Source organism: Enterococcus sp. DIV0187 (genome assembly GCF_051713785.1).
Lineage (GTDB): Bacteria > Bacillota > Bacilli > Lactobacillales > Enterococcaceae > Enterococcus_A > Enterococcus_A avium.
In genome coordinates this window covers 975,483-989,764 of record NZ_JBIOQO010000002.1, presented here as the reverse complement: position 1 = coordinate 989,764, position 14,282 = coordinate 975,483, and the positions used below count along the sequence as shown (strand labels likewise).

Annotated in this window: 15 protein-coding genes; all 15 read right to left on the bottom strand. The window is 41.9% G+C overall.

All coding sequences use genetic code 11. From position 1 onward, the window contains the following. Nucleotides 1-133: 133 nt before the first annotated feature. The 15 genes from IGI52_RS24750 to cutC all read right to left on the bottom strand — a co-directional run bounded on the left by IGI52_RS24750 (nt 134) and on the right by cutC (nt 14,270). The gene (locus tag IGI52_RS24750; protein WP_438782653.1) at nt 134-2,563 is read right to left on the bottom strand and encodes a GH39 family glycosyl hydrolase; all 2,430 of its coding nucleotides are present in this window, start codon (nt 2,561-2,563) and stop codon (nt 134-136) included. 282 nt (nt 2,564-2,845) lie between these two features. Beyond that, the gene (locus IGI52_RS24745; protein ID WP_016178630.1) at nt 2,846-3,127 is read right to left on the bottom strand and encodes a BMC domain-containing protein; all 282 of its coding nucleotides are present in this window, start codon (nt 3,125-3,127) and stop codon (nt 2,846-2,848) included. Between the two features lie 18 nt (nt 3,128-3,145). Then, a complete protein-coding gene (locus tag IGI52_RS24740; RefSeq protein WP_438782652.1) occupies nt 3,146-3,781 on the bottom strand; it encodes a phosphate propanoyltransferase in 636 nt (211 codons plus the stop codon). A gap of 32 nt (nt 3,782-3,813) precedes the next feature. Next, nucleotides 3,814-5,370: an acetaldehyde dehydrogenase (acetylating) gene (locus tag IGI52_RS24735; protein WP_438782651.1), complete on the bottom strand. Its 1,557-nt coding sequence runs from the start codon at nt 5,368-5,370 to the stop codon at nt 3,814-3,816. An 85-nt stretch (nt 5,371-5,455) separates the two neighbouring features. Next, nucleotides 5,456-6,073: a BMC domain-containing protein gene (locus IGI52_RS24730; RefSeq protein ID WP_102866484.1), complete on the bottom strand. Its 618-nt coding sequence runs from the start codon at nt 6,071-6,073 to the stop codon at nt 5,456-5,458. 40 nt (nt 6,074-6,113) lie between these two features. Beyond that, on the bottom strand, nt 6,114-6,719 hold the full coding sequence (locus IGI52_RS24725) for a cupin domain-containing protein (protein WP_438782650.1): 606 nt from the start codon (nt 6,717-6,719) through the stop codon (nt 6,114-6,116). A 15-nt stretch (nt 6,720-6,734) separates the two neighbouring features. Continuing rightward, nucleotides 6,735-6,998, bottom strand: a complete 264-nt coding sequence (locus IGI52_RS24720; protein ID WP_438782649.1) for a EutN/CcmL family microcompartment protein — start codon at nt 6,996-6,998, stop codon at nt 6,735-6,737. Then, nucleotides 6,992-7,291 carry a BMC domain-containing protein gene (locus IGI52_RS24715; protein WP_016178636.1) on the bottom strand — a complete coding sequence of 100 codons (300 nt, stop codon included), beginning with the start codon at nt 7,289-7,291 and terminating at the stop codon, nt 6,992-6,994. The genes IGI52_RS24720 and IGI52_RS24715 overlap by 7 nt, the downstream gene beginning before the upstream one ends. A gap of 99 nt (nt 7,292-7,390) precedes the next feature. Beyond that, nucleotides 7,391-8,227, bottom strand: coding sequence for an ethanolamine utilization protein EutJ (gene eutJ, locus IGI52_RS24710; protein ID WP_438782702.1), 837 nt, complete (start codon nt 8,225-8,227; stop codon nt 7,391-7,393). Nucleotides 8,228-8,256: 29 nt separating this feature from the next. Beyond that, nucleotides 8,257-8,823, bottom strand: coding sequence for a hypothetical protein (locus IGI52_RS24705; RefSeq protein ID WP_137439044.1), 567 nt, complete (start codon nt 8,821-8,823; stop codon nt 8,257-8,259). Beyond that, entirely contained in the window at nt 8,823-9,962 is a 1,140-nt protein-coding gene (locus IGI52_RS24700) for a 1-propanol dehydrogenase PduQ (protein ID WP_185937629.1), read from the bottom strand. Before IGI52_RS24700 ends, IGI52_RS24705 begins: the two co-directional genes overlap by 1 nt. Beyond that, nucleotides 9,949-10,401: a EutP/PduV family microcompartment system protein gene (locus tag IGI52_RS24695; protein WP_438782648.1), complete on the bottom strand. Its 453-nt coding sequence runs from the start codon at nt 10,399-10,401 to the stop codon at nt 9,949-9,951. The genes IGI52_RS24700 and IGI52_RS24695 overlap by 14 nt, the downstream gene beginning before the upstream one ends. Further along, a complete protein-coding gene (locus IGI52_RS24690) occupies nt 10,398-10,742 on the bottom strand; it encodes a BMC domain-containing protein (RefSeq protein ID WP_137439046.1) in 345 nt (114 codons plus the stop codon). Before IGI52_RS24690 ends, IGI52_RS24695 begins: the two co-directional genes overlap by 4 nt. Nucleotides 10,743-10,754: 12 nt before the next feature. Further along, nucleotides 10,755-11,705 (bottom strand): choline TMA-lyase-activating enzyme, encoded by a 951-nt coding sequence (gene cutD, locus IGI52_RS24685; RefSeq protein ID WP_102872965.1) that lies wholly within the window; start codon nt 11,703-11,705, stop codon nt 10,755-10,757. A 24-nt stretch (nt 11,706-11,729) separates the two neighbouring features. Beyond that, nucleotides 11,730-14,270: a choline trimethylamine-lyase gene (cutC, locus tag IGI52_RS24680; RefSeq protein ID WP_438782647.1), complete on the bottom strand. Its 2,541-nt coding sequence runs from the start codon at nt 14,268-14,270 to the stop codon at nt 11,730-11,732. Nucleotides 14,271-14,282 lie beyond the last annotated feature (12 nt).

The window sequence follows — 14,282 nt, the reverse complement described above, 5'->3', positions numbered from 1 at the left end:
CAAACGTTTACAATGAATAGTTTAATCTGTCAGCCAAAACATTACTCTGCTTTTTTCATTCTTTCTATTGATACTTTCCTAGGATGATGGCTTTGAAATCCACAAAAAAACAAGATTGTATTACACAATCTTGTTAACGAGAGACTTTTTGAATCTCAATCAATTGAATGTCCTGCGGAAAAAGCTCTAGCTCGATTTTTAACTGATGGTTTCTAGACTGTCCTTCCCTTATTTCCAGCTGCGGCTCACAACGATGCTTCAAGTAAGTGATCATCTCATCATCTAACCGATCAGAGCTGCTGATCTGATTAATTTCCTCCAGAATATTGCCGGTCTTTTGACCTATACGATAATATTTGATACGATAGTGACTTTCTTCTTCCTTCAAATCTTTCAACAACACCTGTTTCGTCTGAACATTTCCAGAAGCAAACAGGGCAGCTGCATTTCTCCTAGTAAAGACACTGCTATGGTCATAATAATAAGTAGAATTTAAATGACTATAAGAATAGCACAAAATTTGTATCTTGTTCGGATCATCCTTCGTAATCAATAGATCCTCTGATTGATACACGACCTGAATACCTAATCGATTTAAGAAACGGTAGGCATAGTAGCCAATCTTCGGTATACCGCTTTTAGAAATCAAACCAGAACCGCCAAAAATCTCTTTATTGGCCGTATCAAAGGTCGTCACCGATAAATCCGTCAGCTGCCAGTAGCCGATCAAATCACAATAAGGCATCGCCCCTAAAGCATTTTTCAAGATATAGCTGCCCTTGAAGGCCGTATCATTGATAATATCGCGACTTAAAATGGTCACATTAAACTCCGTAATGAATGTTTTTCCCTGATAATTGATTTCCGTCAAAAGCTCTTTGAAATCCTTTATGCGATGAAGCATGTAATCAGAATTCGGTGAAATCGGCTCATGATGCTGCTTTTTCTGGTTCAGCTGCTGCTTTACCGCATCCATTGGATAAATCGACAGACTAAGAAAATCCGGTGCGCCTTTACTCATTGTCCACTGTGTCAGAAACGTGCTTAAATCGCGCGTTTCAATATCTAAGCTTAAGCCACAGCCGCCGATCTGAATCATTGGTACGATTTGTTTTACAGCTTTTTTTATTTTCGAAAAGACATCAATATAGGTCTTTTCTTTAGCTAAATTCAGTTGTACCCCATCCTGATCAATTCGCATCAAATCCTCACAGCCAATTGTCTTCAAAACTAAAGGATTAGGCTTCCAAATCTCGATCATCCAGGTAGAAACTTCCTCTAAACCAAATACATCCACACAATGATGGAAAAAAACTTGGAATCGTTGGATCAAGTCAGATAGCTTATAGGATTTTCGGATAAAAGGATGACTTTTAACAATCTGCGTATGGGATTCATGAATCAGCTTTCCTTTGAAGCCGAGTTCTAAAAATGGTTTGATTCCCGCCTTTAGCATGATTCGTAAAATTTCATCAACTGTGGAAAAATCGTAAGCCTCGCCTACCTGCTCCAGAATTTCTTCGCTTAACAATCCCCATATACGTCCATAATTAAAAGGATTATTTTCCTGCAAATAGTGAATTTGTTCCGCAAATGAAGCATGAGTCAAATCACCAGCGTAGCCAAGATTAATCATATTCTTTTGAAAGTTTTGCTTTGACGATGTCTGCATGGAAACTTGAATCGTCTCATCACTGATTTCCGCATCCTTTTCTTTAAAGTAAATTTCCAAATTTCGAAGGTCTTTTTCTTCAAGGCTATTTTGCTTCGAGGAAACCTTAGCCTTCGCTTTTGTTTCCTTACGAAATTCACTCGGCGTCAAACCTTGATACTTCTTAAATAAACGATTAAATGAGTTAATATTCGAAAAGCCCGCTGAAAAGGCTATGTCGGTAATTGATTTCTCCGTTTCCAGCAAATCCTTCCGAACCTTTTCCAACCGTTTACGAATCAGGTATTCATTCATTGGCATCCCGATTTCGTTAGAAAAACTGCGAGACAAATATTGATCGGAAACATACAGCTTATTGGCAATATCGACCAATCGAATATCCTTATCGAAGTTATTATCAATATAAAATTTCAGTTCATAGACTTTTTGCTTCATGCTTCGCTCTTCTTCTATAGTAGAAGGTTTCGTGTATTCCTTTTCCAATATCTGAAGAATATGAAAATACTCCTCAAACACTTCTGAAACTGTATGCTTTTCTTGTAAGACGTATAGCTTTAGCAAGCGTTCAATCGACTGAATGACTTGATTATCTGCTCTTTTATTCTCTGTGACCGAGTTTCCTTCAAACACTTGGTTCTCTTGCTCTTCAAAATAATACTCTAAAACAATCTCAAATGCCCGCGCATTTTTTTTATAAACAGTATGTACCAATGATTTTGACAAAATATAAAAATCATTTTTTTGCAATGAAATGATTGTTCCTTCTTTTTCAATCGTCACTTCGCCTGCCAACACATAGATTAAATGGATATTTAAATCAAAATGCTGCATGATTCGATCTTCTGCTAATACATTTATCTCAATATTTTCCCACGGTTCAATCAAACGCATAATGCCCCTCCTTGTATCGCTTTCTAATAAACAATAAATCATTATAGCGCCTTTACTATTTTCGAGAAAGCGTTTTTCTATCCTCATCATACATGAGAACAGTCTGAAGATTCTAGCTTACTTAAAAAATTTACGCCCGATTCCCCTTTTTTACGCACTTCAAAGCTGCTAATACACAATATTCTTCTTTCACACACTAAAAAATCTGTACTGCTCCTTTTGCCAAAATTACAAGGCCTGTCAGAAACAGTACAGATCAATTACCTATTTTTATAAAAGAATTTACGCATTTGTTGATGGTAAAATTGTTTCTACTTCTGAATGCGGACGTGGGATCACGTGAACAGATAATAGTTCACCTACACGCTGAGCCGCTGCTGCTCCTGCATCGGTTGCCGCTTTTACTGCGCCAACATCACCGCGAACCAAAACGGTCACAATCCCGCCTCCTACACGTTCTTTTCCTACTAATGTAACATTGGCTGCCTTCACCATTGCGTCGGCCGCTTCGATTGAACCGATCAATCCTTTTGTTTCGATCATTCCTAATGCATCTGATTTCATTTTTGTATTCCTCCTAAATTAATTTCTGATTTTTATTGTTGTTCCTGGCGTAACACCAAGAGCATTGGCTTCTTCCGTATCAATATGACACTCTAAGCCTGAATTCGCAGTCGCGCGAATTACTACATTGTTTAAGCTTCCGCCGCGTTCACCAGCAAAATCAATCGTCACGACTTGACCATCAGTCACGCCAAAACGTTCTGCCTCTTCCGGCAGCATATGAATATGACGTTTGGCGATAATTACCCCTTTAGCCATTTCAAATGCGCCATTGGGACCAATCAATGTTAAGCCAGGTGTACCATTTAAATCACCAGATAACCGTAACGCACCCTTTACTCCAAGTTTGAACGTATCGCTTTGTAAAATTTCTACTTGCGTTTCTGCTCTCACAGGACCTAAAATCCGGACCTTTTCAATTACTCCTTTGGGACCGGCGAGCGTGACACATTCTTTGCAAGCATATTGTCCCGGTTGCGAGAGATCCTTTAGCTTAGTTAATTGATAGTGATTGCCAAACAGCTTATCTAATGCAGCTTGACTTAAATGGATATGACGATTTGAAATCCCTACTGGAATCGAATCATCATTTGGGACATCTTCAGGATTTAAATGCGCCATAATGGCATTTAAAATCACTTCATAATCTTCCATTCCTACTCCTTCAATTCTTTATTTGCTTCAATTTAAGCATTCATTTGGGTTAAAACTTTCCGCACGACTTCTGCCAACTCTGACAATTCTGCTGCCGAAAAATCCTTCATACTTGAATTGTCCGTTTTCCCCTCTGATGGCTGGCTCGCTTCCACTGGCTTTGCGGTCAAACAGGCATCTAGTGGCTCTTCCAGTTCTGGATGAGAAAAACTAGTATCCTCAGCCAATAAAGTCGTCACGTCCTTTAAGCCGTATGCGACTTTTTTAATGTTTAATAAATGCTTCGGACTTACATTTTCAGAAACAGAGCTGCCGCCAAAGGTTCCACAACCTAGCGTGAAGGAAATTGGCAACCCAGTACTAATTCCTGTTCCTCCTTGGCTGCCTCCTGTATTCACTAAAATGCGTGAAGCCGGCTTCGCCGCAAATTTCAAAACAATGTCGCGATTATTCGTATGAATACTCATGGTATGCCCGATGCCGTTTTGTAATAATTCGATGCTCAAGTGACAGGCTTCCTCCCAATCCTTGACGGTATAAAAGGCTAAAACAGTCGTTAATTTTTCAAATGACAACGGATTTCCCGCTCCTACACCGTTTTGTCGACCAATCAAAACAGTCGTTGAATGTGGAACAGTAAAACCGGCTGCTTCTGCGATCACTTGCGGCTTACGCCCGACAAATTTCGCATTCATCGCATGACCTCGGCCTTTGAAAAGCAGCCCGCAGACTTTTGCGGTCTCCTCTTCAGACATAAAGTAACCACCTTGAGCTTTCAATTCAGCAATAACCTCAGCTTCATTGATCTCTTCACAAATAATCGACTGCTCAGAGGCACAGATCGTTCCATTATCAAAGGTTTTACTTGCAATAATTTGTGAAACAGCCTTTTTGACATCAGCGCTTCTCTCAATATAAGCAGGAGAATTCCCCGCTCCTACACCGATAGCAGGTTTTCCTGAACTATAGGCAGCCTTTACCATTCCCGGCCCGCCAGTAGCGATAATCAAGCTTACTTCATCAGCATGCATTAATTCATTTGTTGACGCCATCGTTGGTGTCGAGACACAGCTAATAATGCCTTTGGGTGCTCCGGCTGCTTCTGCAGCACGACTCATCATGCCCGCAGCCTTCTTCGTACATTCTGCAGCCGCAGGATGCGGAGCAAACACGATAGCATTCCGTGATTTCAATGCCACCATTGCCTTGAAAATAACCGTTGATGTGGGGTTGGTTGAAGGGATAATTCCTAAGACTAGCCCCACTGGCTCCGCCACATCAAGGGTCCCTTTAGTCGTATCTTCAGCGATAATCCCAACGGTTTTTTCATCTTTGATTTCTTCGTATAGCAACGTTCCGGCTGCATGGTTCTTGTAAGCCTTATCCGCTACTGTTCCAAAACCAGTCTCCTCCACAGCAGCTTTAGCTAAACAAACAGAAAATTTTTCTGCTGCTTCCTTCATACTTTTTAGAATTGCATCGACTTGCTCTTGACTAAAGGTCGCAAATTCTTGAGCAGCCCTTTCTCCAGCTCGGGCTAAGTCTCGCGCTTCCTGTACGGAACATAAATCTTTGTCAAACTTGTTCATTTTTATGTGACTCCTTTAGCGCTAAAATTTTTAAACAGAATTCTTCTCATCAGTTTGGCGGAAATGCAGCCTCTGAAGACAGTCACTAGCCTTTTTGAAAATGTAAGCTCAATGCAGAAACAAGCTGTTCCTTATTGGCTTTATGCACATCCTTTTTACTGATAGCAAAATTAGTTTGCTTTTTCGCAAGTTTTCGCAGGTCAATAACCTTCATTTCAGTTAATGCTGCTTCCATTTCCGCTATTTTTCCAGTCTTTCCCCATTGTGAAAGGGTAGCCCCTGAAATTATTGGGCTTAATGCGGCTTCTGATTCCTGACTACCTTCAATAATTGTCTCTTCATGATTTTCATTTGAGATTAACACTTCTTCCGCGTCCTGAGGTGCCTCCTCAACAATAGATACTGATTCATCACTAGACTCCTGAGTCTCTTCCTTTCTTTCAAAAAGGCTTAAGCTTTTATCAGGACGTGGAATAACGTGAGTTGTTACGAGTAAAGTTGCCTCGAGCTTTGTCACAGCGGAAGCCGCAGCATCCACTGCCGTTTTGACTGCTCCCACATCACCTGAGACCATTATCGTCACTAGTCCACCACCGACAATTTCTTTTTGCGTTAAGCTCACTTCCGCTGTTTTCAGCATGACATCACTGGCCTCGATCGCAGCCAATAAGCCCTTTGTTTCAACTAATCCTAATGCGTTCATTGTCTACTCCTTCATCGTACACGTTGTCGGCACAATTTTTTTACAGCAAATCTGACCAGTTCGCTGGATACGTTGCATAAAACAGCCTCACTTTATCATTAGAACCCCAAGTGACTTTGCTGCCTTTTGGCACGAAAACAACATCTCCTGGACATGCTGTAAATTTTTGACCTTCGATCGTAATTTCTAAAGTTCCACTAATCACATAATCAATCTCCTCATAGCTGAGTTCCCAATCAAAGCGTGAATGATCAATTTCTAAAAAGCCTGCATTGATTTTCGCCTCTTCTTTACTGATGAGTTCTTGATAAAAAACCTGCGCTTCAGGATTACCTGTTTCAAAGGGTTTCATTTCCACAGTGCTGCCTTTTACAACTTTTAATCCACTGGAATGTTTTTCACATTGAAAGGGGCTCGTTTCACCCGCTAAAATCATTTTCAACAGCTGCAACAAGGTCTCCTGATTCAGTTCATTAGGTAAATTGAGCTCTTTTGATTGCGTTTCACAGGATTCGTTTAACGGAACATGCAGTTCTTCGACTAAATCCTGTGCAGCGGGTGTAATGATCGTGTTTTGATTAACACAAAGAGGTTCACCCGCTTCATGCGCTTTTGTTACATCCTCCAGACATATCAATTCCTTCATTGCACCTGATCCTCTCTATACAGATTCACAGCCTTCATCGATAATACCGATCACCGCCGCATCCACTGGAATCGCATCATTTTCCAGCATTCTTCTCGCAGCACTGCCGCAGGTAACAATCACTCGATCACCAATCCCTGCACCAATCACATCACAAACGATCATCTGCTCGCCATCACGCGATCCACCGATGATTTCTGCAATCATTAGCTTCAGGCCATTCAGTTGCTCTGCTTTTCGTGTTGCCCAAATATTATCGATTAATCGTGCTGTTACCATTTTCGTTCCTTCTCTTTTCGTTTGATTTCCTCGATTGCTGCTTCAACAGATGCGGTATCACCAAAAATCGCTAACAAGATCATATTTTGCGGACAACTTCCGCGAATATCCTCCACCGTAACGCCCACTGCCTTTTCTGCAACATCAGCCGCACAGACCATTTCAATCAATTTTCCTTGAACCAACCCTACTGCATCAGGTATCTCCAGTGCTGCTTTAGGACCAGAGCCTTTCCGACGATTTAAGATAGCCAGCGTTCCTTCACCGGGAGATTTAATCATTCGACAATCCATTTGCTGTCCCTCCTTTATTTCACCAAACGTTTTCTTCTTTCTGGCAATAGGTTAAACGCATAAATCGATTACTTTAAGACTTTTAACCTACTGCCAAAGCTACAAAGCTTCATCTGTACAACTCAACGCGATGCCTAACGGAGTAACAAACATCGGATTCAATGGCTTGTACGTTTTGATTTTGGTTTTTGCTTCAATGATTTTCTCAATCCCTGTTAAACAAGCCGTTCCGCCAACCAAATACAGACCATTGATCTCAAAACCGGTAATTTGTTCGGTAATGATCGTTGCGATTTTTTCTACTACTGGCTTCAAAACAGCAATCAACTCTTGGTGATTATCTTGATTTCGTTTATAAAGCTCCGCTTCTGAAAAAGAAACCTTGTATGCACCTGCCGTTACAAGTGTTAAGTGAGTACCGCCAGTCGCCTCATCCACGACTTTTACAACTTCACCATTTTTGATAATGGAGATACCTGTCGTTCCGCCACCGATATCGACGACGGCACCGTTTTGAATCGCTAAGACCTGATTGGCCGCAGTAGGTTCATCCAGCACATTCGTCAATTCAAAACCGGCTCCTTGAACAACATTCTTGATCGCGCCGCCATCTAACGCATCTGTTCCTGGAGGAATTGCCGCCGCTGCATAAATTAGTTCTGTATCCAGTTTTTCTTCTAATTCAGCCTTCAGCTCTTTCACGATGGTAATCGCGCCAATATAGTCCACAACCATCCCATCTCGCACGACATCTGCATAGCGATAAGCCCCAGCCACTGGTTGATAGTTTTCATTCATAACAGCTAAAACGATACAGGCTGTCCCAAGATCGACACCGGTATAAAGTGTACGTGTTGAATTTTTCTTTGGTTTGTTTATCACTGCTTCAAATTCTGCGACTAAGTGGTCACAGGCAGATATATCGTTCATAGTCATCACAGGCGATTCCTCCAAGTTTTAACATTTTAAAGCTTTTCTAGCTGTTCGATTTCTTTTGCAATTAAATAGATCAATTGCTCTAAAGCTGCTTGTTGTTCGAGTGTGACACAGGTTTGAATCGTTTTCGCATAGATGATTGCGCGTCTCAATTTTAAAGCGATCTTACCTCCAGGCTGAAAAATCTGAACCTCGCTGATTTCAGAAAGTTCAATCGGTTGATCTTTTTCATTTTCACTGCAAGGAAGCTCTTCAAGATTTTGCGTTACAATTTTTTTTACAAGTTGAGTCAAAGCAGTTATTCGTTCACAGCTAGCTGAACAAACATTTCTCGCCTCTAACGCTGCTTCCCACAGTTCGACTTCTAATAACGGAAAAAAAGTCTTATGCTTGGACACTAAAGCCAGATTTTTCATCATTTCATCGGACGATCCTCCAGCAGTATCCGTTTCATCATGCGTTACAATCGGAATCTGATGATCCGTCAAAAACTGTTTCGCTCCAGGAGTTAAACGCTCATTTTTTGTTAACAAAAAACGTTCTATTGATTTCTGTCGATTTTTTAACTGTAATTCCTGCTCAGTAATAAAACGCATCAGCACTCACCTCGACAAATTCTGGCGTAAATACCTGCCAGATCCGCCACCGTAACCTGCCGCGGATTGGTTAATGTACATTTGTCCTTCAATGCTGCTTCTGCCATCTCTGGAATTGCAGCGATAAACGCATCTTCATTAATTCCTAGATCTGTTACGAACTTCGGAATATCGAGTTTTCGGGTTAATTTTTGGATACCTGCAATCAAAAGATTGACCGTCGTTCTTTCTGTTGTTGAGCATATTCCCAATAGGTTCGCCGCTTCAGCATACTTACTCAAAGCAGGCAGATCTTGATTGCTTTCAATTCCCGCATTAAAGCTAATAACATGTGGCAATAATATGGCATTAGCTCGACCATGAGGAATATGAAAACGTCCCCCCAGCGCATGAGCCAAGCTGTGGCAAATTCCTAACGAGGCTTCGCTAAAGGCCATTCCCGCTAAACATGAAGCGTTATGAATTCTCTCTCGCCGTTGTGCATCTTCACCATCAGCCACTGCCTTAGCTAGATCCTGCCAAACAATCCTCATCGCTTTTTCCCCACAAGCATCCGTAAAGTCTGTGGCATTTGTTGAAACATATGCCTCTAAGGTGTGAGTCAAAACATCGATACCGGTATCCGCAGTCACACTGCTAGGAACCGTTAGGGTAAAAACTGGATCTAAAATTGCAATATCAGGAATCATCGCATCATCCACCAAAGCATATTTGCCATTAACGGATGGATCGGAAATAACCGCAAAAGAAGTGACCTCACTACCAGTACCACTCGTTGTTGGTATACAGATTAATTGCACAGCTGATTCGATCCCTGCCTGTTGATAGATTTGTCGAACCGCTTTTGCCGTATCTAAGGCAGAACCACCACCTAAAGCAATAATTGTATCCGGTTGAAAATCCGCTGCATAGGCAACACCTTTGGTTACTACTTCAATCGTAGGATCAGGAACGATTTCAGAAAAAATTTGATACGAGCTGTTCGCTTCCGACAAAATAGACGTGACCTTATTTATCATCCCGCTTATTACCATGAAAGGGTCACAAATAACTAAGGCCCGTTGGCATCGGCAATCTTTCAGATAAGTTGTGGCGTTGCTGCCGGAATATATTTTTGTTGCCATTTTAAAACTCCCCATTCTCTCGCCCCCTTCCTAAAATTATTTGTTCTATTTGATGCTGCTCTTCTTTTTCCAAGTCAAGAACCAGATCAACCTGCTCAAGTCCACAAGCCAGAAGTTGCGCTTTGGCTTGCTGCAAGGCAGACTCTTCATAAGATTTGTGATAGGTGACGATTCCATAAATAGGAATTCGAAAAACCTTCGCAAAATTTGGCGGATAGCTGCGGCGTTTTGCAGTAACTGGCTGTAAAAAGATTCCACAAGACGCCGTTTGCTGTAAAGCAATCACATGCTTATGCATCCAAGGACTTTCCAAATAGCTGTCTGGAACAAGGATTGTCCGTCGATAATACATGATATTGGCGACTTTCTTTAATGGTTGCGCGTTTGTTTTTTCCAGATAATTCGCGATTTTCAGTTTGCCGCTTTCTCTTGGTCCAACCAAAAGGATTCTCACGTTCGAGTCACATCCACTACGCTGAAGTGCAATACCTCTTTAAAAACCCGTAGCACTTCGGTCAAGCTTGTTTCAACACTTTCGACATCTCCTGTAATAACTACCGAACCAGTAAAGCGATCTAGAAATCCAATTTCAACATCTGCTACTTTCGCTGCTGTATCTGCTGCGATCATTGCAGTCTCAAAAGGAGACAAGGTCAAGATACCAATCGCTCCTGCTTCGTCGATTCCTAATGATTGATAAACACTCGCGATAGGTGCTGCTATGACATGCGCCAACGTAATCTGTTTTCCAGGCACAGACTCTTCAATCACTCGCTGAGCTAATAATTCTGACATTGTTCCGCCTCCTTAATGCCGCACCACTCGTACTGGAAAATCATACTCAGCAATCCAAGACTCAATCTGATCCAAATCAGCATCAGACAAGCTCGGATCGCCTTCTACCGGATATTCCATGCCTAATTGTCCGTATTTGTTGACACCCAATTTGTGGTAAGGCAGTAAATCGATCCCTTTAAAATTCGGAAAATCTTTGTACGGTAGCAGGAACTCCACAATTTCTTTGATTTCTTCATGACTGTCATTGATCAGCTTCAGCATCGGCATCCTGATCTGGACCTTATAGCCCCGTACCAACAATTCCTTTAAATTAGCTAGGATTTTCTCATTGCTGATACCGGTTAATTCATTGTGGCGCACAGGGTCCATGTGCTTCATGTCGTATAGAAAGAGATCGATATAATCAGCCATTTCTAGCAGTTTACTCATGTGACTATGGCCGCAGGTTTCAATCGCAGTATTTAATCCATCCGCTTTGCATGCTTTTAAAAGCGCCAATGCTGCTTCAGGCTGCGCGGTACATTCCCCACCGCTAAAGGTTACCCCGCCACCAGACATTTCATAAAAGGCATCATCTTCATGAATCACTTCCATTAATTCTGAGATCGTCATAATGGAACCTGTGATATTGAGTGCTTTCATTGGACAGGCATTTACACATTCTTGACAGCCATTACAGGAAATATCGCGTCGCACCTGATGTTTCCCATGTTCATCAATGTAGTGGATACCTAAAGGACAGGCATCCACACATGCACCACAATTCGTACAAACACTTTCCTTAAACATGACTTCAAACCGACGCTTGATCCCTTCTGGATTGGCGCACCACTGACAGCGCAATGGACATCCCTTGAAGAAGACGATAGTTCTGATCCCAGGACCGTCATACAGGCTGTATTTTTGTACATTGAAAATCATCGCTTGCCGTTCTATCCGTTCCTCTTTCACATTTACCATCCATTCCAAGCTCCAGCTTATTTTTTAAATTTTTGTCAGCATTGTTCGTGAGATAATCTCATCCTGAACATCCTTACATAGCTCTACGAAGAAAGCACTGTAACCAGCTACCCGAACAATCAAATCGCGGTATTGCTCTGGATGTTTTTGTGCCTCAATTAAGGTATTGTTGTCTAAATAGTTAAATTGCATTTCTCCATTACCTAAATGACAAGCCGTTTTAAGCAACGTAATCAGACTTTCTTCACCCTCTGGTGTATCCAATAAACCAGTCATGATCTTAAAGTTATGCACCATCCCGATGTTCATGCTGTCGTTGGACATTTTCGAGATTGATTTGATAATTGCAGTCGGTCCTTTGAAATCAGCGCCTTGCGTTGGGCTGATTCCATCAGATAGCGGAGTCCACGCTTTACGTCCATTCGCAGAAGCTCCAGTCATTTGACCAAACGGTGTATTGTTGGAAATCGACAAGGTTCCGTGACTCAACACTGAATACAATGTTTTATACTTACGGTGCTCAGCTTCAGTAAAGTTGATCAGATCCGCCGCGATCAAATCGGCATAATCATCGTCATTTCCATATTTCGGCGCATTCAAACAATCCGTTCTCATACGATCATTATTCGCAAAATCAGCTTTTAATCCTTCATTCAATTCCTGCAATGTGTATTTTTTCTCATCAAAGACCAGTTTCTTAATTGCGGCCATTGAATCAGCATAAGTTGCTAGGCCAGACCAAACAACACCCGGTCCAAAATTGTACATTGCGCCACCAGAAGAAACGTCTTTTCCGTTCTCCATACAACCCTCGTACATGATTGACATCAATGGTTTTGGCGCTAGATCACGATGGACACGTTGAGAAATAACGGTAGCTACATCTGTCCATTTCGTAATGTATTTGATTTCTTCCTTAACCGCTGCCTCAAACTCTTCGTAGGTCTTGAAGCGAGACAAATCACCCATATCTGGGCAAACCTGCTTGCCGTACCACAGAGGAACGCCATGATTCAAGACTAGTTCAATACAAATCGGCCATTGCGTATAGGCAGTAGAGGTCCATTGATACAAACGACCTGATTTTTGCGGCTCCACACAACCCATCAAACAATAATCCCTCGCATCTTCAATTGAGACACCCTTTGCCAGCATCATCTTGATGTGTGTATCATCAAAGTGACAAGCAGGAAAGCCCATACCGGCTCTAACAACATCCACGATTTTTTTCAGATATTCTCTTGGTGAGTGGTTGTGAATGCGACAGGCAAGCGAAGGTTGATACACCTTGACATGACGAACAGCATCCATCAATAAATAGGTCAACTCATTGGTAGCATCGCGCCCTTGACGGGTCACACCACCAACACACATATTGACAAACGGCTGGTAGCCAGCAAAGAACTTCGAACCTCCTTCACTAGTGATCCACATCATTTCAGACATCTTAATCAACATACAGCCAGCCAATTCAAAGGCTTGGAATTCATTCATTCGTCCTTCTTCTAAATCAGCCTTGAAGTATGGATACATATATTGATCCACACGTCCAATTGACATCCCTGTTTGGTTTTCTTCAACGACTAACAATGATTCAATTGTCCAAACGGCTTGAATCGCTTCCCAGAAGGTATCCGGTTTATGGGCAGGGACTTTACGGTTTACTTCAGAAATTTTCAAAAGCTCAGCCTTGCGTTTTGGATTGGTTTCCTTCGCCGCCAACTCTGCAGCATAATCCGCCATCCGACGGGCATAAATCATGACGCCTTCAGTTGTATCAATGATTGATTTATAGAAATAGATTTTTTCAATATCCTCAGGATTTTCATAATCTAATTCTTCCAGATGCGCCTTGGCTTCATTCTGAATATCAATCATGCCTTTTTTCATCAAAATGACATCATACCCAGGATTGGAATCGCCGCCGCCATTTAGTGCATGATACGAACAATCGGAAACGAAAGATTCGCCAGATAACTCCCAAACACCTGCTTCACGGTATTGATCCTCACAATATTCATCGACAGATTTACCTTTCCAGAATGGGAAAAGCTCTTCACGCATGATTTTTTTGTCTTCATCAGAAATGTAGAACGGGTCCTGTGGACGACTGCCGATCGTATCGATTTCGTCCTCCATCCAACGCCATGCGATATCTGGAGAGAATGCGCCTGCACGCGGCTTGCCGTTGGGTGCTCCAACAATCAGTTCGTGATCTTGTATCACCAGCGGCGCTGTTTCACAGCAATAACGGAAGCATTTTGCCCGCAAAACAATCTTTGGCATGCCTGGATTTTCCTTGGCAATTTTTGTAATCGCTCGGGCACGATAAGTAGTAATTGAAGGTACTTGCTCTAAATAGTTGTCCTTCAATGCCTGCAAACGTTTCGTAATTCCATTAGGAATCTCTGTTCCCTCATCCGAGACCAGTATTTCTGTTACGACGTCGTCCTTTTTGACCTCGTCTGAAACAGAAGCAAACATTTTCATCAAGGCCTGTCTTTCTTCTGAGCTTAATTCTTTTGTCGCTTCAGCTAATTTTGCTGAAAATTCTTTGATGTCCATCTGTTTCCCTCA

Bases quoted from the DNA above. Each gene is read 5' to 3' on its own strand.
- IGI52_RS24750 (WP_438782653.1), bottom strand. From the start codon at position 2,563: ATGCGTTTGATTGAACCGTGGGAAAATATTGAGATAAATGTATTAGCA.
- IGI52_RS24745 (WP_016178630.1), bottom strand. From the start codon at position 3,127: ATGAAATCAGATGCATTAGGAATGATCGAAACAAAAGGATTGATCGGT.
- IGI52_RS24740 (WP_438782652.1), bottom strand. From the start codon at position 3,781: ATGGAAGATTATGAAGTGATTTTAAATGCCATTATGGCGCATTTAAAT.
- IGI52_RS24735 (WP_438782651.1), bottom strand. From the start codon at position 5,370: ATGAACAAGTTTGACAAAGATTTATGTTCCGTACAGGAAGCGCGAGAC.
- IGI52_RS24730 (WP_102866484.1), bottom strand. From the start codon at position 6,073: ATGAACGCATTAGGATTAGTTGAAACAAAGGGCTTATTGGCTGCGATC.
- IGI52_RS24725 (WP_438782650.1), bottom strand. From the start codon at position 6,719: ATGAAGGAATTGATATGTCTGGAGGATGTAACAAAAGCGCATGAAGCG.
- IGI52_RS24720 (WP_438782649.1), bottom strand. From the start codon at position 6,998: ATGGTAACAGCACGATTAATCGATAATATTTGGGCAACACGAAAAGCA.
- IGI52_RS24715 (WP_016178636.1), bottom strand. From the start codon at position 7,291: ATGGATTGTCGAATGATTAAATCTCCCGGTGAAGGAACGCTGGCTATC.
- eutJ (WP_438782702.1), bottom strand. From the start codon at position 8,227: ATGACTATGAACGATATATCTGCCTGTGACCACTTAGTCGCAGAATTT.
- IGI52_RS24705 (WP_137439044.1), bottom strand. From the start codon at position 8,823: ATGCGTTTTATTACTGAGCAGGAATTACAGTTAAAAAATCGACAGAAA.
- IGI52_RS24700 (WP_185937629.1), bottom strand. From the start codon at position 9,962: ATGGGGAGTTTTAAAATGGCAACAAAAATATATTCCGGCAGCAACGCC.
- IGI52_RS24690 (WP_137439046.1), bottom strand. From the start codon at position 10,742: ATGTCAGAATTATTAGCTCAGCGAGTGATTGAAGAGTCTGTGCCTGGA.
- cutD (WP_102872965.1), bottom strand. From the start codon at position 11,705: ATGGTAAATGTGAAAGAGGAACGGATAGAACGGCAAGCGATGATTTTC.
- cutC (WP_438782647.1), bottom strand. From the start codon at position 14,270: ATGGACATCAAAGAATTTTCAGCAAAATTAGCTGAAGCGACAAAAGAA.